This is a genomic window from Thermaerobacter sp. FW80 (assembly GCF_004634385.1).
GTDB lineage: Bacteria > Bacillota > Sulfobacillia > Thermaerobacterales > Thermaerobacteraceae > Thermaerobacter > Thermaerobacter composti.
Window position 1 is genome coordinate 498,033 of record NZ_CP037895.1, and the last position, 22,040, is coordinate 520,072.

Genomic DNA, 22,040 nt, shown 5'->3' on the forward strand with positions numbered 1-22,040 from the left:
AACGTGTTGCTGCTCCAGATCGCAGTTGGCGAGGCTCCGGGCCGGTGCATCGGCGATGTCGGCAAGTTCTACGGCATGCTCCGGGAGAAACTGAACGAGCTCCTAACTGCGGAGGAGCCCTTTGATTACGTGCTCCTGGACACTCCCCCGTCTGCGGGAACCCTGACGACCATCGGCCTGCTTGCCGCAGACTTCATCCCGCTAGAGCCGGAGCCGTTTGCACTGCAAGGGCTCGATACCTTTGAGTAGCTGGTGGAGGACCTTCTACGGATTCCAAGTCATGAGGCCCCATGTATCGGCTATGTGCTGAATTACCGGCTGTACCGCGCTGGCCTACGGGATGAGGTAGCGGCCAGCCGTCTGGGAAAAGAAGGGATCCCTTGTGTTTGAAACCACGCACATTACGGTCCATGTGGCGATTGCGGAGGCGGCGGATCACGGGCTGCCGGTGCTGGACTATGGGCCGAAGCGACGGGCCAGTAAGGACTTCCTGGCCTTGGCGGAAGAGTTTCTGGAATGGGTAGAGCGCCTACGCCGGCGTAAGACGCCCACGAAGGAGGTGAGCGAAAGCCCCTGCAAATCCGACGCCCGGAAGTGCAGCCCCAGCAGATGCGGTTCGCTCTCTGGAGGGAGGGCAGCGCGAGGCTACGCATGAGCATAACGAGAGCTGGTCCGGATTGAAATGAGGGTGCTCGTCTGACAGCGGTACGCGGAGCGCCTCTCCGGATTGCCGGCGGGTGCATGAGCGTCGTCCATCAACGGTTGCCTCGCTCTACTTGTTGAACACACTATTGAATGCGAGGTGCAGTTCCTAGTGATCGCTGACAATCCCATCCGACGACCTGAGCATGATACTTTAGGTCGAGCGCCAGCAGCTCGTTCATTTGCCGAACAGATTCTGTCACTTGATGCATCAGAAGGCATCGTTGTCGGCGTGCTCGGACCTTGGGGTTCCGGTAAGACCTCATTTATCAATCTTGCCTGTTGTTATCTCAAGGACAAAGGACTAACTGTTATTGATTTCAACCCGTGGATGTTCAGCGGAACTGAACAGTTGCTTAACCACTTCTTTAGTGAGCTGACTGCCAAACTCAAGCTTCGAAAGGAGTTATCGGAAGTTGCTAAACTTGTCGAGGAATATGCTGCAGCCTTCTCCGGCATGACCCCATGGATCGACCTTGTAGTTAGTGTGGCAAATGTCTTAAGAAAAATATTTGGCAATGGAGAAACCGATCTTGATACTCGCCGCAAACGGGTCGAAGACGCCCTATTATCTCTGCCACAACCAATCATTGTAGTAATGGACGACATTGATCGGTTGGCAAGAAACGAAATCCGAGAAGTATTCAAATTGGTGCGACTAATAGCTCGCTTTCCTAACATCATCTACGTGTTAGCCTTCGACCGACTCATGGTTGAGAAGGCTCTCCGAGAGCCAGGAATTTCAGGTCGCGACTACCTTGAGAAGATACTTCAACTCGTCGTAGATCTGCCGGCGGTGACCCCAGACATTTTGCAGCGACAACTACTCCAGGCCATTGATGAGGCCCTAGCGGGGATCGACGATCCCGGACCGTTTTACGCAGACGCATGGCCTGATATCTTCATGGAAGTTATTCGACCCCTCGTGCGCAATATGCGAGACGTCCGTCGATTTGCCACAACAATACGGGGCACCGTCAGGAGTCTCAATGAACAAATTGCACTCACTGATGTTCTAGCGCTCGAGGCGATTCGCCTATTTCTTCCCGACGTCTTTGCTCAACTACCTTTCGCAGTAGACGCACTTACCACAGTGTCGGACTCCATAAGTAGAAGCGACGATCACCTTAAGGCCGCGATCGATACCCTTATCAACGCAAACGAGACCCACTCAGAGGTAGTCAAATCCATGATACGACGGCTGTTTCCCGCGGCACGACGGCACATCGAGAACAACGTCTATGGCCCAGAGTGGATAAACATATGGCTCCGAAAGCGGCGCGTCGCACACAAAGATATCCTGAGACTTTATCTTGAGCGCGTTGCCGGAGAGGGGTTACAGGCCTTTACTGATGCAGAACGAGCGTTCTCAGTAATGGCGGATAGAAAGCTCTTCGAGACGTACTTGCGGTCTCTTGACCCGCAACGCTTGGAGGATGTGATCGCGTCGCTAGAGGTGTTTGAAGATAGGTTTTCTAAAGAACATGTAGTTCCTGGGACAATTGTTCTTCTCAACCTACGTCCCGAACTCCCGGAGCGTCCGCGAGGCCTCTTCGATCTGGACCCTCGCCTCGTCGTGGGCCGCGTGGTCTACCGGCTCCTGCGGTCGTTGAACGATCCCGTTGCTGTAGAAAACGCCGTAAGGGCCATTTGGCCGGAACTCACTTCTCTTTCTGCCAAACTACAGTTGATTGACATTGTGGGTTATCGTGAACACGTGGGACATAAACTTGTATCGGAGACAGCAGCAGCCGAATTCGAAAGGACCTGGCGGTCCGAGGTTCGTGCCGCACCCGTTACTGAGCTCAAGCACGAGGCCGATCTTTTGCGGGTACTTCTGGTTGCAAAACGATATGCAGAACCTGATGAACCTGCCCCTGAAATTCCCGACATGCCGGAACTTACCCTAGCCATTTTGCGCGCCGCACGAACCGAAGTACGTAGCGTAATAATAGGCAGCCGAGCTATTCGACGATCGCCACGACTTTATTGGGATTCCTTGGTTGAAGTCTTCGGCGACGAGGAATGTCTCAGGCAACGAGTAAACCGGCTTAAAGCATCGTTGCCTGAAGAATCGTTGTCTGACGAAGATAAGGAACTACTCCGTTTGGTAGACAAGTACCTCGAGGGGTGGAGGCCACCTGAATTTGATGAATAGAGGGCGAAAGTTGCAATGCCCGGCACCGACAATCCCCGGCTGCCTGGCTACTGGTCAGGTTGACGGCCTCCGGCGGATCGTCACGAGAGCCCCTTAACGGCCCCGAGAAGGGGCCTTTTTTTGTTGGCGCGACCCGTAGGCCCCAAAACGCCGCACCTAGGGCAGGGGCCTGAGCCGCGTAAATACCTGCCCCCCCACTTGACAGGACGGATAGCCCATTGACATATCAAGGTTTCTTGATCTAATAATAGAGCCATCAACATATATTGATGGGACTGGGGGCCATGTTGGAACCCCAGGGGATGGCGGCAGTAATGGACGCTGAGTCGGAGGCCACCTTCGGCTGGGGTCAGTCCCGGATGCCGGACCACCTGCGAGGAATGACAGATGGCTCTCGGGCTCGTGAGCCCCTGCGTACTCGCTGGTCATGGTCCGGGGTCCTCAGGAGTTTGTCTGCAATGCTCTCCGCCGTGGCGGCCTTCCCTCCCACCAAACCGGAGTGGAGGTCACAGGCTACGGAGTCGGCCGCGGACTCGGGCGCGATGGCGATGACCCGGGTGCAGGCTGACCGTGGGCGCAGGTGCGGGGAGCAACCCGGAAGCTTTGGTCCCGTGGCGCCGCAGACAAACGCCTGCTGCAACGCCTGCTGTTAACGGTGGCCTACTGATGGGAGGCGGCAGTTGTGCTGGAACTAACGAGACCGAGAACCGTAGATGCCGCGGAACCGGACGAAGCGCGCTGGCTGGCCGGCATGGGGCGTGCCCTGTCCGATCCCGCCCGGATCCGTATCCTGTTGCTCCTGGCTGAGGGCCGGGCGTGCTGCGAGGGGTTGGAACAGAGAACTCCGGCGGGACCCGACGATGGGCTTTGTGTCTGCGAACTCGAGTCCCTCCTCGGCCTCCGTCAGTCCCTCGTTTCATACCACCTCCGTCTGCTCAAGCAAGCCGGCTTGGTCCGCGAGACCCGGCGCGGCCGCTGGTCCTATTACGCCCTGGACCGCACGGTCCTCAAGGAGCTGGCCGACAAGCTGTCCGCATTAGCTTCAGCCCGTCCTCCCGAACCGGCGGACCGCTCGCGGGACGCGGGGGTCGGGGCGGACCTGGACGGAAAGGGGGTGACAAAGATGAAGGACACGCGTGATCCACGCGAGCGCCGGCACCAGCAGCCAGGCGGCTTCGGCGCCGCGGCGCCGGCGACCACCGGCTGCTGCGGCGAGGAGTCGTGCTGCGGCGATACGCCTGAGCAGGCTACGGCTTGTTGCGAAGAGCCGGCGTGCTGCGACGACTGCTGCTAACGATCAGGCACGGCAACGCGGGAACCGGAGTGTCTCCAGAAAGGGCCCCGGTTTGTGGGGTGAGCACGGGATGCAGAAGGCGATCCCAGAGCCGTTGCGGCAGGCACTGGCGGCCCTCGACGCGGAGGCCATGCTGGCCACTGTCCGCGCTCTCTGCCGCCCGGAACTTGGCGGGCGGGCTACGGGCTCGCCGGGACAGGCGCGGGCCCGGCGCTGGCTGATGGCCAGCCTCCGCCGGCTAGGCCTGCGCCCAGAGTTACACCGCTTCCAGGTGAGAACCCGCCAGAGCCTGGGCACGGCGACTGTCGTGTGGACCCTCTTGAAAGGGCCAGCTAGGTCACTGCGACGCTGGGTCGACTTCACCGAGCACCCGCGCTCCGCTCCGGTTCCCGCGCCTGCCCGTGGCCCGCTCAAGGTCTGGGATGGTCGTACTGTCCCACGTGATGCATGGGTTCTGCTGTCGGGCGGAGAGGTGCGGCGCGGTGAGCTGCTCGCCACCCTTGCCGCCGAGGGTGCCCTCGGGGTTGTGGTGCCTCGCCGCGCCGGTCCCGATGGATGGCTCGCTAAGCATGTTTCCACGGGCCCAGTTCTCCCGTTGCCGGTTCTTACAGTACGTGCCGACCTGGCACAGCACTTAACCGGCGGGATGCTGGAGGTCGCCCTCCCGGGGAGCACGGAGCAAGTTGTTCGTGGGGCCAACATCCTCGCCCGGTTCCCTGGTGCCATCGGGGAGGCACTCGTCCTGATCGGTGCCCACTACGACGGCGTCGGGGATGACACGGACGGGACCCGCTTCCCGGGGGCGTCCGACAATGCCACCGGCGTGGCAGTGGTTTTAGAGGTTGCGCGGATCCTGGCCCGGGTCGGCCGTCCCGACGGCCTTCAACTGGCCTTTGTCTTCTTTGATGCGGAGGAACTGGGCGCCCGGGGCAGCCGGAGTCTTGCCCGTATGCTGGCTCGGTCGGCCCCGGTACGGCCGGGATGTCTGGTCCAGGTGATCAACGTAGACACCGTGGCCCGCCTCCGCGACGCGGTCTGGGTGGAAGGCGGTCCAGGTGCAGACCCCCTCCTGGCTGCCCTGGACCGGGCCGGGCGGGCGCTGGACATTCCCCTGCAGCTCGGTCCTGTGGCCTCCGACAACCGTGCCTTTGCAGCGGCGGGCTTTCCCGCCGTGGGTATTGCCACGGGCGGCGACCGGAGCCATCTTCCTTCCGACGTTCCCGGCGTGGTCGAACCCGAGGCGTTGTTAACCGCGGCGCGACTCCTCCTGGGCGCTCTGTGGATGCTTACGGACCAGACTTGACGGCGCTCCCTCCGGCCCTGTTGAGGCAGTTAGGCCCGGCGGCCAAGGTGCAATTAAGGAAAGGGGAGCTTCCGAAGTGAGGTTGGCACCGCCTTCCCTCGCATTGCCGCACTGAGACAAAAGGCTTCGCTGCCTGAAGAGGCATTGTCTGAAGACGATGCTGAACTATTTCGCTTGGTATCTTGAGGGCTAGTCACAATGAACGAGGCCGGCCCCGTTTCGCAGGTGCGTGGGTTACGCTGGACGTGCCTGCGTCCCAGGCGCAGAGCCACATGCGAAAGGGGCCGGTGGTATGAAGAATATCACGAAATTCGTGGGTCTGGACGTCCACCGGGACACGATCGCGGTCGGAGTGGCGGACCGCGAGGGCGGTCGCGGGCGGTACTGGGGTACCATCCCGCACCGCCCGGAAGCCGTGCGCAGGTTGATGGAGCAGCTGGGGCCGGCCGTGTCCCGGCAAGTGGTGGAAAAGCGGCTCCCCCTCGGGTTCCATGGGCTTACCTCGCTGCAACAGCCAAGGCGCTCACCGAGTCACTCCCCAACGCGTCACCGCCCTTGAGCTTCGCCATCGACGCCTGGCTAAAGTACCGCCGCTGCACCAGCCACTCGTCCTGCTGCTCCTCCAGCAGCGCACCCAGCAGGCGCAGCACCGCCGCCACGTTCGGGAAGATGCCCACCACGTCGCACCGCCGCGCCAGCTCGCGGTTCAGCCGCTCCAGGACGTTCGTCGAGTGGATCCCCCGCCAGTGCTCCGGCGGGAAGTCCATGTAGGCCAAAACCTCCTCCGCGGCCTCCCGCAGCAGGCTCGCCACCTGGGGGAACCGCCGCTCCAAGTTTGCCGCCACCTGCTCCAGCTGCTGCCGAGCCGAGGCACGGTCCGGCTGGGCGAAGATGGTCCGTACCAGCGCTGCCACCATGGACTGGGCGTGCTTGGGCACCCGCGCCAGCAGGTTCCGCATGAAGTGCACCCGGCACCGCTGCCACGTGGCGCCTGCCAGCACCTCACCGATGGCTCGCTTGAGGCCCTCGTGGGCGTCCGAGATCACCAGCCGCACGCCCTTCAGCCCCCGGGCCACCAGGCGACGTAGGAAGTCCAGCCAGAACTCGTACGTCTCGGCCGCGCCCACGTCGAACCCCAGGACCTCCCGTTCCCCTGTCTCCCGCACACCCACGGCGATCACGGCCGCCATGTTCACCACCCGTCCGTCTTGCCGCACCTTCACCGCCTTGGCGTCCAGCCACACGTAGGGGTACTCGCCTTCCAGCGGCCGGTTCCGAAAGCGCTCCATGTGCTCGTCCAGCTCGGCGCAGATGCGGGAGACCTCGCTCTTGCTCAAGCCCCCGACGCCCAGCGCCTGGACCAGCTCGTCCACCTTGCGCGTGCTCACCCCGTGCACGTAGGCCTCCTGCACCACGGCCAGCAAGGCCCGCTCCGCGCGCCGCCGCGGCTTCAAGAGGCTGGGGAAGTAGCTGCCGCGGCGTAACTTCGGGATCTGCAGCTCGATGGTGCCCACGCGCGTGTCCCAGCGCCGGGGGCGGTACCCGTTTCGGTAGGTAGTGCGCGACGGGGTGCGCTCGTAGCGCTGGGCGCCGATGAGTTCGCTGACCTCGACCTCCATCAGCTGCTGGGCGAGCCAGCGCAGGCCCTCCCGCAGGGCGTCGACCTCGGGCTCGCCCTGGTACTGGCGCAGCAGTTCGAGAAGTGCCATCCTGAAGTCAGCGGTCACCGGTGGTCCGACCTCCCTTCGTGCTCGGGTTTGTCCAACCCGAAGGGAAGCCGCCGGTGACCGCTGCTGTCAACGGCCACCAGCCACGCCTAAACCCTGGCCGGAAAGTCCACCACTACCCGGGACTTTAACCTGGGGCCCAAGGAGCGGCTCTTGGTCTGCTACGAGGCAGGGCCCACCGGATACGGGCTCCAGCGCTTGCTGGCCTCCCTGGGGATCGAGTGCATCGTGGTGGCCCCGGCGCTGACGCCCACGCGCCCCGGGGACCGGGTCAAGACCGACCGCCGGGATGCTGTGCGTCTGGCGGAGCTGCTGCGGGCCGGCGAACTGGCTCCGGTGTGGGTGCCCGGCGAGGAGGACGAGGCGCTGCGCGACCTGGTGCGGGCGCGGGAGGATGCCAAGCAGGACCTTTTGCGTGCACGCCACCGGCTGAGCAAGTTCTTGCTCCGGCACGGGATCCGGCCGCCGCAGGGGGTGCGCCGGTGGTCGGGCCGGTATCGGGAGTGGCTGGAGGGGCTGGAGCTGGGGCAACCGGTCCTGCAGCGGGTGTTGCGGGAGTACGTCCACGCCATCGATGAGATCGAGGAGCGCCTTAAGCGCCTGGAAGCGGAGATCCACGAGCAGGCCACGGCCAGCGTGCACGCGCCGGTGATTCAGGCTCTGCAGGCGTTGCGCGGGGTGGGCGAGGTGGTGGCGGTGACGGCGGTGGCCGAGGTCGGGTCGTTCTTACGCTTTGCCCGGGCGCGGCAGTTGATGGCGTACGCGGGGATCGTGCCCAGCGAGTATTCCAGCGGGGCACGCCGCAGGCGCGGTGCGATCACCAAGACGGGCAACGCGCACCTGCGCCGGGTGCTGGTGGAGGCGGCGTGGTCCTACCGCCACCCGCCGGCGCTCAAGGCGAAGATTCGGCAGCGCTACGAGGGGCAACCGCCAGAGGTGCAGCGGATGGCGTGGAAGGCGCAGGAGCGCCTGTGCCGCCGCTACCGGCGCATGATCGCGCGGGGCAAGCCGCACGCCGTCGCGGTGACCGCCGTCGCTCGCGAATTGCTGGGCTTCATGTGGGCGATTGCTTGTTGGGTAGAGAGGCAGCAGCAGGACGACCAGACCGTTGCGTGAGGGTCTACCAGCGTAAGGAGTGGGGGTGAAGGCAGTTTTGCGGTAGGCGGGTTGAATTCCGGGACCGGTACGGGGGAACCCTCGACGGTCGCTATGCGGCAGGCACGGCCTCGTCGACCCGTGCTCCTAGTCTGAGGCAGCCCCCGACGGATGGCGTGGGATGCGGTAACCAACCCGCGGATATCAGCGTGCCAACCGTCGGAAGCATACCCGGGACTCACCCGACTACCGCAGCTGTTGCGGACGGGGCTTGACGGCCTCGTTCATATCAGCGATACGATGGCTAGCGCGTTTCCACTGTGGTGACGTCCTAAACTGTCTGTAAACACGAAGCGGTCTGGGCTACCATCGATGGCGTCGGAAAACTCGTCCCAGCTGGGGCATACCGAGGAGGACCCAGACCGATGTCCAGGATACCACCCAGCCAGCAGTTGGCGGAGCTGGCGCAATCACTCAGCCAAAATGTAACCGAAGGGGGTCCCGGATCACTCACGGAGAAATCTTACCGAAGGGACGTGCTGTGCCAATGTCGCTCGCCAGCCGCCGGGAGTATCTCGCCACCATGCGAGAACGGTATTGGGCGGCCCGAACCCGCCGGGAACGAACCGAGATCCTGAACGAAGTCCAGCAAGTCTGTGGGTATCACCGCAAGTACGCGATCCGGGTCCTCCGACAGGCCACGCCGCCGGCCCCGGCCAAGCGCCGTCGCAAGCGGGCCCTGCGCTACCTCGAGGCCTTGCCGGTCATCGCACGGATCTGGGAAGCACTGGACTACCCTTGCGCCGAACGGCTTCACCCGGTGCTCTTGCCCATGGCCGAGCACCTGGCCGCCCACGGGGAAGTCGTCCTCACAGACGCCGTGCGCGAGGCCCTCCAGAAGATCAGCCGCGCCACCCTGGCCCGCCGCCTCGCTGCGATGCCCTCGCCCAAGCCGCGCCGTCGGCTTCCTCGTCCGCGACCGGGGCTTCTGCAAAGCCAGATCCCCATGGCCACCTACGACTGGGACGAAGCCCGGCCCGGGGCCTTGGAGGTCGATCTGGTCGAACATAACGGCGGCTCGACCGCCGGCCAGTACGCGTACACCCTCAGCATGGTCGACATCGTGACGGGCTGGAGCCGCCGCCGCGCCTTGCTCGGCCGAAGCCAGCGCGCCGTCCACGAAGCCATCCAGGACCTGATCGCCCAATGGCCCTATCCCGTCTGGGGCCTGCACACCGACAACGGTGCCGAGTTCGTCAACCATCACCTGCAGCGGTACGCCAAGGTACACCACCTGACGTTCACCCGCAGCCGCCCCTATCGCAAGAACGACAACGCCCACGTCGAGCAGCGCAACCGCCAGCTGGTCCGGGAGATCGTCGGCTATGCCCGCTACGACCGCCCCGAGCAGGTCGAACAGCTCAACCGGCTCTACGCCCGCTTGGACCTCTACGCCAACCTGTTCCTCCCAACCCGGAAACTCAAGAACAAGGTCCGGGACGGCGCCCGGGTGCGCAAATCCTACGACGCCGCCCGGCCCCCGCTGGATCGCATCCTCGAGCGCGACGTGCTCTCGCCCGAGGAACGGGCGCGCTGGCTGGCCCTTCGCCAGTCTCTCAACCCCCTAAAGCTCCATCGGGAGCTGGACGACCTGATCGCTGGCCTCCAGCAACCCCCGGAAACGGCCATGTCCGCCGATTGAGGTGTTCGGTAACATCCTTACGTGAGTGATCAGGACCCGTTGGGTAACATTTTTAGCTGAGTTGTCGGCATGATCGAAGTACAAGCCCCCAGCGGGCGGCAGGACAAGCGTGGCCGCCTCGGTAAGGGTCTGTGCAGACCCGTAGGCGGCCGTTTGGCGGGGCGCAGGCAGGAGGGACGGCCGCGCCGTGTCGTGGGCTTCGAGCTCGGTGAGTTGTCTGGTCGGCCCCCTCCTGCGAACCGCCTACATGGGCGCGGCTTCGGCCGATAGCCCGGACAGGTGAGTGCGCTGCGATTGCCGTCTGCGCCCCAAGAGCCCGGGAGAGGGGGAGCAACGCCGTGCCACGGTATTTCGGGCTGGACCTTCACAAACGGTACGTCCACGGCTGCGAATGGCAGGTGGACGCGCAAAAGGGAAGGCATTTCCGGTTCCCCAATTCGGAAGCCGGGTGGGCGACCTTCGTTGAGCAACTGCGTGCTGATGACGAGATCGCCCTCGAGGTCACCGGAAACGCCTTCAACGTGCACGACTTGCTTTCGTCGTATGCCGGTAAGGTCCTGCTGGCCAACCCCCTGGAGCTGAAGCGCTTGGGAGCAGGTCGGCACACGGATCGCGTGGATGCCGAACGGCTGGCCAAGATGCTGGCCCTGGGGATGGTGCCGGCCGTGTGGGTGCCACCGCGGGAGGTCCGCGACGTCCGGTGCCTTTTGCAATATCGGGACCGGTTGGTCCGGAACCGGCGGCGGTACCTGACCCAGGCCAAGTCCGTGTTCCAGCGACACGGGCTCCCCATCCCGCGGAAGGTGGACCCCCGGCAGTGGCTGAACCGAGAAGCCCTGAGCCAGTTGCCGCAGGCCGAACGCGTCATTCTCCTCAACACGCTCCGGCAGCTGGAGGCTGTGGACGCCGACCTCCAGGCCGTGGAAGCGGAGATTGCGCGGCAGGTGGCCGGCCAGCCGGGCGTTCAGCTTCTGCTGACGATCACCGGGGTGGGCCTCATCACTGCGGCCACCGTCTGGGCGTATCTTGGGGATCCGAGCCGCTTTCGAACGGCCAAGCAGGTGACGCGGTATGCCGGCCTGGACGCGTCCGTCCTTCAATCCGGTGAACAGGACCACCGGGGGCGCATCAGCCGGAATGGCAGCAAACTGCTCCGCACCGCGTTAGTTGAAGCAGCTCACTCCGTCGCCCGTCACGATCAGGGCCCCCTGGGTGCGTTCTACCACCGGAAGCAGCGTCAGATCGGGCGCCACAAGGCCATCGTGGCCTTGGCCCGCAAGCTCCTCATCGTTGCCTGGCGCATGCTCCTTACGGGCCAGCCTTACCGGGCGGCGAAGCCGCAGCTCGTGGCACAAAAGCAGCGGCGCCTGAGGGAGGCGGCACAGGCTGTTGTCGATTGGGATGCGGTGGCCGAGGCCCTTTGGCCTGACATCCTCGAGGAACCCCACCGTCGGCGAAGAGTGGCTTGATCGCTGGCGCCTTGACTTCGATCACAGGTGACACGGCCAATCACGCGGGGAACATCATGGGGGGAAAGGGAAGAAGAAGAGGCGGCCGGGGCTCCTGGTCCCCGGCCGCCCGGGAGAGGATGGCGGTTCCCCGTGGCGCCGCAGCGCCCGGCGGGGCGGCTAGCGACCCGCCACTCCTCGGTCACGACATGGGATGGCTGAAATGCATCTCGAGGTGCTCGATCTGGTCGCCGTCCAGGACGAACTGCGCCGCCGGCGCGGTGATCCGGATCAGGCGGTTCGGCAGGTCAAACTGGGTGTCCCCGAGGTGCAACTCGAACTTCTGGCCGGACGCAAGGGTCACGATCACCTCGCCCCAGCGCTCCAGTTCCGCCTTGACGTGTTCCAGCCGCACGCCTCCACACCTACCTCCTTCCACCCTGCGCGCCGCCGGCGGGCGGCCGCGCGCCGCGGCAAAGGCCCCGCATTCTCATCTATAGAAATGCCGGTCCACCGCGGCCGCATACGAAGGCCGAAGGTCCTACCCCGCGCGGAGAACGCGGGTGGCGTTGAGGATGGCCAGCAGGGAGACGCCGACGTCGGCGAAGACCGCCTCCCACATGGAGGCCACGCCGGCGGCCCCCAGGAGGACGAAGATCAACTTGACCCCGAGGGCGAAGGCGATGTTCTGCTTCACGATGCGCCGCGTGGCCCGGGCCACGGACACGGCCGTCGCCAGCCTGGCCGGGCTGTCGTCCATGATGACCACGTCGGCCGCCTCGATGGCCGCGTCGGAGCCGAGGCCGCCCATGGCCACGCCGATGTCCGCCCGGGTCAGCACCGGCGCGTCGTTGATGCCGTCCCCGACGAAGGCGAGGGCGCCGATTCGTCCCTCGCGGCGCCGCTCGGCGTCCAGCCGCTCCACGGCCTCCACCTTGTCCTCGGGCAGCAGGTTGGCGCGCACCTCGTCCAGGCCCAGGGCCGCGGCCACCTTCTCGGCGACGGACCGGTCGTCCCCCGTCAGCATGACCTGGCGCCGGACACCCAGTTCCCGCAGGGCGCGCACGGCCGCCGCCGCCTCGGGCTTGATTTCGTCGGCGATGACGATGCGTCCCGCCAGCACGCCGTCCACCGCCACGTAGACCACCGTGCCCTCGGCCTCGCAGGTCTCGTGGGGGATGTCCTCACGGTGCAAGAGCCGGTCGTTGCCGGCAACGACCAGTTGCCCGTCCACGCGGGCACGCACGCCGTGGCCCGCGACCTCTTCGTAGCCCGCCACGCGCGACCGCTCTACGGCCCGGCCGTAGGCCTCGGCGATGGAGGCGGCGATGGGGTGGCTGGAAAAGGCCTCGGCGTGGGCGGCCAGCTCCAGGACCCGGTCGCGGGAGAACCCGTTGAAGGGCGTGACCTCCACCACCTTGAAGACGCCCCGCGTCAGCGTGCCCGTCTTGTCCCAGACCACGGTGTCCAGGCGCGTCAGGGCGTCCAGGTAGTTGGAGCCCTTGACCAGCACGCCCCGCCGCGAGGCGCCGCCCAGGCCGCCGAAGTAACCCAGCGGGATCGAGATCACCAGCGCGCACGGACACGAGATCACCAGCAGGACCAGCGCCCGCCGGAGCCAGTCGCCGAACGCCGCCCCGGGCACCACCAGCGGGGGGATCACCGCGACGGCCAGGGCCGCCGCCACGACCGCCGGCGTGTAATAGCGCGAGAAGGTGGTGATGAACCGCTCCGTGGGCGCCTTGCGGGCGGCCGCCGTCTCCACCAGCCGAAGGATCTTGGCCACCGACGACTCGCCGAAGGGCCGGCTGACCCGCACGGTGAGCAGGCCCCGGGTGTTGACCATGCCCGCCATCACTTCGTCGCCGGGTTCCACCCGCCGGGGTACCGATTCTCCCGTGAGGGCGGAGGTGTCCGCGAAGGACGAGCCCTCCACCACTTCCCCGTCCAGGGGGATGCGCTCGCCGGGCCGGACCACGATTTCCTCGCCCACGGCCACCGCCTCGGGCGGGACGCGCAAGATCTCGCCGTTCCGCCGCACGTGGGCGTAGTCGGGCCGGAGGTCCATCAGGGCCCGGATGGAGCGCCGGGAGCGCTGCACGGCCAGGTCCTGGAAGAACTCGCCGACGGTGTAGAACAGCATGACCGCCACCGCCTCGGGCAGCTCGTGGATGGCGATGGCGCCCGCGGTGGCCAGGGTCATCAGGAAGTTCTCGTCGAAGAACTGCCCGCGCCGCGCGTTGCGCAGGGCGGCCCCGATCACGCCGTGGCCGACCCACACGTAAACGGCCAGCAAGGCGGCGTCCACCGCCAGGGCGAGGGACGTGCCCTCCAGCCGGGGGTGGAGGAAGGTCGCCGCCAGGAATGCCAGGGTGGCCAGGCCGATGGCCGCCAGGCGGCGGTAGGTGGAGTGACGTTCCTCCTCTTCAGCCGGCCGCTCCGCCTGGCCCGTCGCGCCCGTCCTTTCCTTGGCGGAAGAACCAGGCGCCACCGCCTCCCCGGTGGCCCTTGCCACGGCTTCCCCCGCGGGATGGGCCGCCGCGCCCGGCGCCGGGTGCGGCCCGTGGGGAAGAACGCTCTCCTGAAGAGTCCCGTTCCGGGCGGCAGCCCCGGTATCCTGACGCGGCGGGACGAGCCGGACCCCCGGTTCGACGCGGGCGATGATCTCCCGGGCGCGCTCGACCCGCTCCGGGGGCAGGAGGACGGACCCCGTGGCGAAGCTCACGGTGGCTTCTTCCAGGCCCGGCTCGCGGCGCAGGGCATCCTCGATCCGCTGCGCGCAGCTGGCGCAGTCCATGCCCTCCAGGACATAGCTTTGCATGCGTTCTCGCCGTGTGTCCGTGCTCACCCGCAATCCCTCCAGCACGCTCAGTAGCGCGGGTCAGCGTTCTTCTTCGTAATGCTCCTGGGCCACCTGGATAAGCCGCAAGACGTGCTCGTCGGCCAGGGAATAGTAGACGTTCTTGCCCTCCCGCCGGTACTTCACCAGGCGCATGGTCTTCAGCAAGCGCAGGTGATGGGAGACGGCGGGCAGGCTGAGGTCGAGGATGGCCGCCAGGTCACAGACGCAGAGTTCCTCGTCCGCCAGCAGGTAGAGGATCTTGGTCCGCGTCTCGTCGGCCAGGGCCCGGAACAACTCGGACAGACCCGCCACTTCCACGAGTCGCTCGCGCAGGGCAGTGACGCGCTCGCCGTTGGGGTCGAAGCTCGAGCACACGTCATTGCGGGCTCCTTCCCGCGCTGTGGTCACCGGGTGGTTCCCCCTCATTTAACACTTTCACAATCGTTTAATCATATCGTAGCCACCTGCGGTCCTTGGCGTCAATGGCGCGCAATCACTCAGCCAAAATGTAACCGAAGGGGTCCCGGATCACTGACGGAGAAATCTTACCGAAGGGACGTGCTGTGCCAATGTCGCTCGCCAGCCGCCGGGAGTATCTCGCCACCATGCGAGAACGGTATTGGGCGGCCCGAACCCGCCGGGAACGAACCGAGATCCTGAACGAAGTCCAGCAAGTCTGTGGGTATCACCGCAAGTACGCGATCCGGGTCCTCCGACAGGCCACGCCGCCGGCCCCGGCCAAGCGCCGTCGCAAGCGGGCCCTGCGCTACCTCGAGGCCTTGCCGGTCATCGCACGGATCTGGGAAGCACTGGACTACCCTTGCGCCGAACGGCTTCACCCGGTGCTCTTGCCCATGGCCGAGCACCTGGCCGCCCACGGGGAAGTCGTCCTCACAGACGCCGTGCGCGAGGCCCTCCAGAAGATCAGCCGCGCCACCCTGGCCCGCCGCCTCGCTGCGATGCCCTCGCCCAAGCCGCGCCGTCGGCTTCCTCGTCCGCGACCGGGGCTTCTGCAAAGCCAGATCCCCATGGCCACCTACGACTGGGACGAAGCCCGGCCCGGGGCCTTGGAGGTCGATCTGGTCGAACATAACGGCGGCTCGACCGCCGGCCAGTACGCGTACACCCTCAGCATGGTCGACATCGTGACGGGCTGGAGCCGCCGCCGCGCCTTGCTCGGCCGAAGCCAGCGCGCCGTCCACGAAGCCATCCAGGACCTGATCGCCCAATGGCCCTATCCCGTCTGGGGCCTGCACACCGACAACGGTGCCGAGTTCGTCAACCATCACCTGCAGCGGTACGCCAAGGTACACCACCTGACGTTCACCCGCAGCCGCCCCTATCGCAAGAACGACAACGCCCACGTCGAGCAGCGCAACCGCCAGCTGGTCCGGGAGATCGTCGGCTATGCCCGCTACGACCGCCCCGAGCAGGTCGAACAGCTCAACCGGCTCTACGCCCGCTTGGACCTCTACGCCAACCTGTTCCTCCCAACCCGGAAACTCAAGAACAAGGTCCGGGACGGCGCCCGGGTGCGCAAATCCTACGACGCCGCCCGGCCCCCGCTGGATCGCATCCTCGAGCGCGACGTGCTCTCGCCCGAGGAACGGGCGCGCTGGCTGGCCCTTCGCCAGTCTCTCAACCCCCTAAAGCTCCATCGGGAGCTGGACGACCTGATCGCTGGCCTCCAGCAACCCCCGGAAACGGCCATGTCCGCCGATTGAGGTGTTCGGTAACATCCTTACGTGAGTGATCAGGACCCGTTGGGTAACATTTTTAGCTGACTTGACACGGCTGGCCCGCAGCTGGCCGCGCAGGCCCGGGAGGGTACGGAGGTCGAGGACCTGACCCATGCCCTCGTCCGCCTGGGCGCCCGCAAGCTCATCCAGGAGCTGCTGGAGGCAGAGGTCACGGAGCTTTAGGGGCGCGGACGCTACGAGCGGCGCGAGCCTGGCCAGGAAGGCGCCCGCAACGGCTACAAGCCGCGGACGCTGCGTTGCGCCGAGGGGCGCCTCGAGATCGACGTCCCCCAGGTGCGGGGCATGGTGGGACTGTGCCAGCCCACGCTGTGGAGGGCCCTCAAGCGGCGGACGGACGTGCTGGAGCGCCTGGTGGTGGAGATGTACGCCCGGGGACTTTCGACTCGGGACATCGAGGATGCGCTGGCGGAGCTGGCGGGCAGCGAGGCGCCGCTTTTGACCCGGTCCACCGTGAGCCGGATCACCGAGGCGCTCCACGAGGAGTTCGAGGCCTTTGCCCAGCGGGACCTGTCGGGCCTCGACGTGGTGTACCTGTTCGCCGACGCCATCGACGAGTCGCTGCGCCGGCAGGCGGGCTGCCGTGAGGGCATCCTGGTCACCTGGGCCATCTTGAGCGACGGCAGCAAGGTGCTGGTGCACCTGAGCCTGGGCAACAAGGAGCGCTACGAGGACTGGCTGGAGCACTTCCGGGATCTGGTGCGCCGGGGGCTGAAGACGCCGCTGACGGTGACGACGGACGGGGCGCCGGGGCTGATCCAGGCGGTGGAAGCCATGTGGCCGGAGGCGGAGCGCATCCGCTGCTGGGTGCACAAGATGCGGAACGTGCTGGACAAGGTGCCGGAGGAGGCGCGGCCCGTGCTCAAGCCCTACCTGGAGGCGATCCGGGACGCACCGGATATCGAGCAGGGCCGGCGGCTGGTGGCCGAGGTGGTGGAGCGGTTCGGGCGGGAGTATCCCTCGGCCATGCGGAGCCTGCAGGAGGACCTGGAAGCGAGCCTGGCGCACCTGCGGCTACCCGCCGCCCACCGCAAGCATGTCCGGACCACCAACCTGGTGGAGCGCAGCTTCGAGGAGGAGCGGCGGCGCGCCAAGGTGATCCCGCGGTTTCGGAGCGAGCGGGAGTGCCTGAAGCTGGTCTTCGCCGTGCTGTGGCGGGCGAGTGAGCGCTGGCGGCGGGTGCAGTTCAGCGAGCACGAACGAAAGCAGCTGGAGCGCTACATCGAGGAGCGGCAACGGCAAAGAGCGGCGCAGAAAGAGGTTTCACCCGCTGCCACCGTGGCATGACCCAGACCGCTTTTACAGACAGTTCGGGACTTGACCCGGCCCGGTCGTTACCCTTCTACGCCAACGCGGCCGCCATCCAACCAAAGGGTGAGGATGCGGACCCCTTCGTTACCTTCCGCCAGAGCTTCAGCAAGTTATGGGTCAGGCAGAGCAGCTTCCACTCGCTGTCACACGCCGCCAGACCCCGACGGAGGAACCGGTCGGCGCCTCGCACGGTCTTGATCTGCCCGAACACCGGCTCCACGGTCTGGCTGCGCTTGGCGTAGATCGCCTGTCCTCGCCGGGTCCGCAGCTTGCGTTCCATCCGCTCCCGCAGGCTCAGCCCCTTGGGGATCCGGCCCCGCGGAGGGGGTGCATCCTTCCAGGCTTGGCGCTGCTTCCACTCTTTACTCGTCGCCAGGAAAAGTTCCGGCCCCTCGACCGGCGCCTGTCTGACGTTCGCCTCGCTCCAGGCCCCCGCGTCGGCCACCACGGCCCGGATGGGTTTGTCCACTCCTGCTGCCCGCAGGTTGGCTTGCGCCTGCTGGAGCATCGGGTGGAGTTGGCCCACGTCGTTGGCGTCCTGCGTCACCGCCGCGGCCACGATGAGCTGGTCTTCGGTCACCACCGCCTGGGCGTTGTACCCTTGCACAAAGCCCTGCCGGGTCTTGAGGATCCGGCTGTCCGGATCCGTCACGTTGGCCTTGGCCGCCGGATCCACCGAGGCATCCGGCGCCTTCGGCTTCCGCCCCCGCCGCCTCTTGCCGGTCGCCTGCTCCTGCGCCTTCCGCTCCTCGATGCGTGCCTGCAGCCGAGCCGCTTCCCGGGCCGCCTCGTCCTCCAGCCGCCGCTTGCATGCCTTCAGCCGCTCCAGCCGGCTCTGGCGGGAGCGCAGTTCCTCCGGCAACTCATCCCCACGGCGCCCGGGGCCGTACCGCTCCTCTTCTTCCCGGTCCGTGGCCTCCGCCTCCCGGAGCATCTTCTCCACTTCCTGGCGAATCACATCATACGTTCGGTTGGCCGCCAGCGAGGCGTTGGCCTTCATCTTCGTCCCGTCAAGGGCGACCACGCCCACCTTCCCGAGCCCCGCCTCGCGGCACAGCCGCAGCACCTGGGTGAACAGCGCGGCCAGCTCCCGCTCATGGCGCCGGCGGAAGCGGGCGATGGTCACGGGATCCGGCTTCTGGTTGGCGGTGATCACCCGGAAGGCCACGTCCTCGAGGCACAACCGCTCGATCCGCCGGCTCGACCGTTCGCCGACGCAGTAGGCGTACAGCAGCAGCGTCACCATCATGGTCGGGTCGTAACTCTCTCCGCCCCAACCGTCGACGCGGTACTTCTCGTAGAAAGCCCGCAGGTTCATCTGCTCGACGGCGTCGATCAGAAACCAGGCCAGGTGGTCCTCAGGCAGCCAGTCGCGAAGGCTCGGTGGGAGCAGGTACAGTTGGTCACGGTTCACCGGGCGAAAGTTGTAGGCCATAGGGACACCTCGGGCGATGGCGAATGCGAACCAATGGCCTCACTTAAACCCACGTGGGTGCAATCCTGTGGAAATACCTGGGTTCGTGAAACAGGCTCAAATATAATTCTTGAATTCCTCCAACAGTCGACGTTGGATGGGTGATGTCCTCGGCATAGTTTATACCTCCCCTTTCAGTTCCGAGAGTGGCCTTTTTCCTCACTATGGCGCCTGGTAAGGCATTAATTGAGATATGGCTGTCGTCATATGATAATGTTCTTGCACTTCGTCACAATGATGTCTTTAGAACAGGCACCCGTATAGATTGAAAAATCATCCCTCAACCATCGCCTTAACCTCCTGTCCTGATCGAAGCCGGGACGAGGGGCCGACCAAATCCAGCCGCCAGTCTGCTTGCAGGATTGGCAAGCTACTACCTGGCCCCCTCATCCCTGGCCTAAGAACGTGTTTCCGTAATTCTCCAGAGCCACGTGAGTTCCTTTGTGGCGGTGTAAACCGCGCGTGGCAACCGCTCCGATCTCGATGGCATATATCGTGTCGGGTCCAGAGCCGGCGGTCTCAGGAGCCCCATAAATGCCGGAGGTAAAAGCAAGGCGATATCATGGACATCGAGGATCTCGGAGCGGTACCTCCGTATGCTGCGGTGGCGATGGCGGATCGCCGTATGCGGAATCGAATAGACCGTCTCGGGCTCGACGAGTGCTAGAACACGAAGGCGTTCGCGATGGCCGACTTCGACGAACTCCTCCGCACCCTCGATAGTCTCTAAGTGCCCTCGACCGTTTCGGACAGCCGCTATCCTACCCTCCCTTCCATTTCTTCTCGACGCTCATTCAGTGTGCTTCGCCAAGGCGCCTAAATTTGGAGAAGGCCAGAACGCACTGTAAAATTGAGACGCGAGGAACCAACACCAGCCATTTCAAGAGCGATGAGGTCTTCCTTTTCGCAGTCGACCGGGCCGCTCATGGCCGCCGGGGAGGGGGAGCCTTGGGTGACGCTATCGGTTAGGGATGGATCCCAACGCTACATCGGCCTCTCGGTCGTCCAGATCCCGGACAAGGGACCTGCTGAGCCGGTTTACATGCTGGTCGTGGATCTGGAGCACGGGCAGGACCATATCCGACACCGCATTAAGGGCCGAGCGGAGAAACGCCGCATGCGCCGCATCCGCAAGCGCCGTGCCGGCCGCCTGCGTCGCATTCGGCGCCTGCTGCTTGAGCACGGGGTGCCGGAAGATCAGGCGGCCCAAGTGGTGGCGGTCTGCCGACGGCGGGGCTGGCCGGAGGACGCTGGCGAGGTAGATGCCGCGGAGCACAACAGCGAGGGCCTCATCCGTGTCCCCCGGGAGAGGGTGCTGGCCTACCTTCGCCAGCGGATCCCCTAAATCGCACCATCAGTAGACCGCGGTCTCCTCGAGCAAGTCCTCTGGATCGTCCATGAACCTCCTCGCGGCGGAGGCGTCGACAACCGGCGCGTGGGTCGCTGAGGCGTCGGGGGGTGCCACCGCAACCGGAGGGTCAGCCTCCATCATCCCGTCGCCTGGTTAGACGACCCCCGCTGCTGTGCCTCCAACAAGGACGGCTCGCCGGCCAGTACCTACACGATCTGCACCGACAGCTGGCCTCCGAAATCTTCGCCGCTGAAGAGCCTGTTTCACGGACACTGACTTGATCGGGACGGGCTGGAAGGTACTGAGCCTATACAGCAACATCGCATGGGTTGGCGGTCAGCATCGCGTCGGTGAGGGGGCCCCGGTCGCTGCCCTTCTACGCCGGCGCCGCAGCAGTGCAACGAAAGGGTAAGGACGCGGATCTCTCCGTCACCCTTCGCCAGAGCTTCAGCAAGTTGTGGGTCAAGCAGAGCAGCTTCCACTCGCTGTCACACGCCGCCAGACCGCGACGCAGGAACCGGTCGGCGCCTCGCACGGCCTTGATCTGCCCAAACACCGGCTCCACGGTCTGGCTGCGCTTGGCGTAGATCGCCTGCCCTCGCCGGGTCCGCAGCTTGCGTTCCATCCGCTCCCGCAGGCTCAGCCCCTTGGGGATCCGGCCCCGCGGAGGGGGTGCATCCTTCACCGCCTGACGATGCTTCCACTCCTTGCTCGTCGCCAGGAACAGCTCCGGCCCTTCGGCCGGCGCCTGCTTCACGTTCGCCTCGCTCCAGTACCCCGCATCGGCCACCACGGCCCGGATGGGCTCGTCCACGCCCGCGGCCCGGAGGTTGGCTTGCGCCTGCTGGAGCATCGGGTGCAGTTGGCCCACGTCGTTGGCGTCCTGCGTCACCGCCGCGGCCACGATGAGTTGGTCTTCGCTCACCACCGCCTGGGCGTTGTACCCTTGCACAAAGCCCTGCCGGGTCTTCAGGATCCGGCTGTCCGGATCCGTGATGTTGGCCTTGGCTGCCGGATCCACCGAGGGATCCGGCGCCTTCGGCTTCCGCCCCCGCCGCTTCTTGCCGGTCGCCTGCTCCTGGGCCTTCCGTTCGTCGATGCGGGCCTGCTGCCGGGCGGCTTCCCGGGCCGCCTCTTCCTCCAGCCGCCGCTTGCATGCCTTTAGCCGCTCCAGCCGGCTCGCACGGTGGCGCAGCTCCTCCGGCAACTCGTCCCCACGACGCCCGGGGCCGTACCGCTCATCTTCTTCTCGGTCCGTGGCCTCCGCTTCCCGGAGCATCTTCTCCACTTCCTGGCGAATCGCATCGTAGGTTCGGTTGGCCGCCAGCGAGGCGTTGGCCTTCATCTTCGTCCCGTCAAGGGCGACCACGCCCACCTTCCCGAGCCCCGCCTCGCGGCACAGCCGCAGCACCTGCGTGAACAGCTCGGCCAGTTCCCGCGCATGGCGCTGGCGGAAGCGGGCGATGGTCACGTGATCCGGCTTCTGGTTGGCGGTGATCACCCGGAAGGCCACGTCCTCGAGGCACAACCGCTCGATCCGCCGGCTCGACCGCTCGCCGACGCAGTAGGCGTACAGCAGCAGCGTCACCATCATGGTCGGGTCGTAACTCTCTCCACCCCAGCCGTCGGCGCGGTACTTCTCGTAAAAGGCCCGCAGGTCCATCTGCTCCACCGCATCGATCAGGAACCAGGCCAGATGGTCCTCAGGCAGCCAGTCGCGAAGGCTCGGTGGAAGCAGGTACAGTTGGTCACGGTTCACCGGGCGGAAGTTGTAGGCCATAGGGACACCTCGGGCGACGGAGAATTCCAATCCATGGCCTCACTTAAACCCACGTGGGTGCAATCCTGCGGAAATACCTGGGTTCGTGAAACAGGC

General features: G+C 65.5%; 16 protein-coding genes and 1 pseudogene. 10 read left to right on the plus strand and 7 right to left on the minus strand.

Going from position 1 to position 22,040, the window contains the following annotated elements:
• The first annotated feature begins 6 nt into the window (after window positions 1-6).
• From E1B22_RS02040 to E1B22_RS12645, 4 genes are all read left to right on the plus strand, one after another.
• The gene (locus E1B22_RS02040) at window positions 7-249 is read left to right on the plus strand and encodes a ParA family protein (protein WP_207669914.1); all 243 of its coding nucleotides are present in this window, start codon (window positions 7-9) and stop codon (window positions 247-249) included.
• Between the two features lie 565 nt (window positions 250-814).
• Complete coding sequence (locus tag E1B22_RS02045; protein WP_167758830.1) at window positions 815-2,860, plus strand: P-loop NTPase fold protein; 2,046 nt, start codon at window positions 815-817, stop codon at window positions 2,858-2,860.
• A gap of 829 nt (window positions 2,861-3,689) precedes the next feature.
• On the plus strand, window positions 3,690-4,154 hold the full coding sequence (locus E1B22_RS02050; protein WP_371413481.1) for an ArsR/SmtB family transcription factor: 465 nt from the start codon (window positions 3,690-3,692) through the stop codon (window positions 4,152-4,154).
• Between the two features lie 646 nt (window positions 4,155-4,800).
• Window positions 4,801-5,457 (plus strand): M28 family metallopeptidase, encoded by a 657-nt coding sequence (locus E1B22_RS12645; RefSeq protein ID WP_167758831.1) that lies wholly within the window; start codon window positions 4,801-4,803, stop codon window positions 5,455-5,457.
• Between the two features lie 497 nt (window positions 5,458-5,954).
• Here the strand turns inward: E1B22_RS12645 and E1B22_RS02060 are convergent, their stop codons facing one another.
• On the minus strand, window positions 5,955-7,184 hold the full coding sequence (locus E1B22_RS02060; protein ID WP_135224084.1) for an IS256 family transposase: 1,230 nt from the start codon (window positions 7,182-7,184) through the stop codon (window positions 5,955-5,957).
• 153 nt (window positions 7,185-7,337) lie between these two features.
• On the opposite strand from E1B22_RS02060, the gene E1B22_RS02065 reads away from it, so the two are divergent.
• The 3 genes from E1B22_RS02065 (at window position 7,338) to E1B22_RS02075 (ending at window position 11,450) form a co-directional block, all read left to right on the plus strand.
• A complete protein-coding gene (locus tag E1B22_RS02065) occupies window positions 7,338-8,300 on the plus strand; it encodes an IS110 family transposase (RefSeq protein WP_167758832.1) in 963 nt (320 codons plus the stop codon).
• A 526-nt stretch (window positions 8,301-8,826) separates the two neighbouring features.
• The gene (locus E1B22_RS02070) at window positions 8,827-9,981 is read left to right on the plus strand and encodes a DDE-type integrase/transposase/recombinase (RefSeq protein ID WP_135224364.1); all 1,155 of its coding nucleotides are present in this window, start codon (window positions 8,827-8,829) and stop codon (window positions 9,979-9,981) included.
• Between the two features lie 338 nt (window positions 9,982-10,319).
• On the plus strand, window positions 10,320-11,450 hold the full coding sequence (locus E1B22_RS02075; protein ID WP_135224365.1) for an IS110 family transposase: 1,131 nt from the start codon (window positions 10,320-10,322) through the stop codon (window positions 11,448-11,450).
• Window positions 11,451-11,631: 181 nt separating this feature from the next.
• On the opposite strand, the gene E1B22_RS02080 is transcribed toward E1B22_RS02075, so the two are convergent.
• The 3 genes from E1B22_RS02080 to E1B22_RS02090 all read right to left on the minus strand — a co-directional run bounded on the left by E1B22_RS02080 (window position 11,632) and on the right by E1B22_RS02090 (window position 14,679).
• Entirely contained in the window at window positions 11,632-11,844 is a 213-nt protein-coding gene (locus E1B22_RS02080; RefSeq protein ID WP_135224366.1) for a hypothetical protein, read from the minus strand.
• Window positions 11,845-11,970: 126 nt separating this feature from the next.
• Window positions 11,971-14,277, minus strand: coding sequence for a heavy metal translocating P-type ATPase (locus E1B22_RS02085; protein WP_135224367.1), 2,307 nt, complete (start codon window positions 14,275-14,277; stop codon window positions 11,971-11,973).
• A gap of 33 nt (window positions 14,278-14,310) precedes the next feature.
• Window positions 14,311-14,679 (minus strand): metalloregulator ArsR/SmtB family transcription factor, encoded by a 369-nt coding sequence (locus tag E1B22_RS02090; RefSeq protein WP_135224368.1) that lies wholly within the window; start codon window positions 14,677-14,679, stop codon window positions 14,311-14,313.
• A gap of 161 nt (window positions 14,680-14,840) precedes the next feature.
• Between E1B22_RS02090 and E1B22_RS02095 the strand changes: the two genes are divergently transcribed.
• Window positions 14,841-15,995, plus strand: coding sequence for a DDE-type integrase/transposase/recombinase (locus E1B22_RS02095; RefSeq protein WP_135224364.1), 1,155 nt, complete (start codon window positions 14,841-14,843; stop codon window positions 15,993-15,995).
• 213 nt (window positions 15,996-16,208) lie between these two features.
• Window positions 16,209-17,315 (plus strand): annotated as a pseudogene (locus E1B22_RS02100) (IS256 family transposase); the annotation flags it as partial.
• Window positions 17,316-17,370: 55 nt separating this feature from the next.
• On the opposite strand, the gene E1B22_RS02105 reads toward E1B22_RS02100, so the two are convergent.
• Window positions 17,371-18,774, minus strand: a complete 1,404-nt coding sequence (locus tag E1B22_RS02105; protein ID WP_135224369.1) for a transposase — start codon at window positions 18,772-18,774, stop codon at window positions 17,371-17,373.
• A 991-nt stretch (window positions 18,775-19,765) separates the two neighbouring features.
• Here E1B22_RS02105 and E1B22_RS02110 point away from each other — a divergent pair.
• Entirely contained in the window at window positions 19,766-20,158 is a 393-nt protein-coding gene (locus tag E1B22_RS02110) for a hypothetical protein (RefSeq protein WP_135224370.1), read from the plus strand.
• A gap of 9 nt (window positions 20,159-20,167) precedes the next feature.
• On the opposite strand, the gene E1B22_RS12845 is transcribed toward E1B22_RS02110, so the two are convergent.
• Both E1B22_RS12845 and E1B22_RS02115 read right to left on the minus strand, forming a co-directional pair.
• Entirely contained in the window at window positions 20,168-20,305 is a 138-nt protein-coding gene (locus E1B22_RS12845) for a hypothetical protein (RefSeq protein WP_207669915.1), read from the minus strand.
• 235 nt (window positions 20,306-20,540) lie between these two features.
• Window positions 20,541-21,944, minus strand: a complete 1,404-nt coding sequence (locus tag E1B22_RS02115; RefSeq protein WP_135224107.1) for an IS1182 family transposase — start codon at window positions 21,942-21,944, stop codon at window positions 20,541-20,543.
• Window positions 21,945-22,040 lie beyond the last annotated feature (96 nt).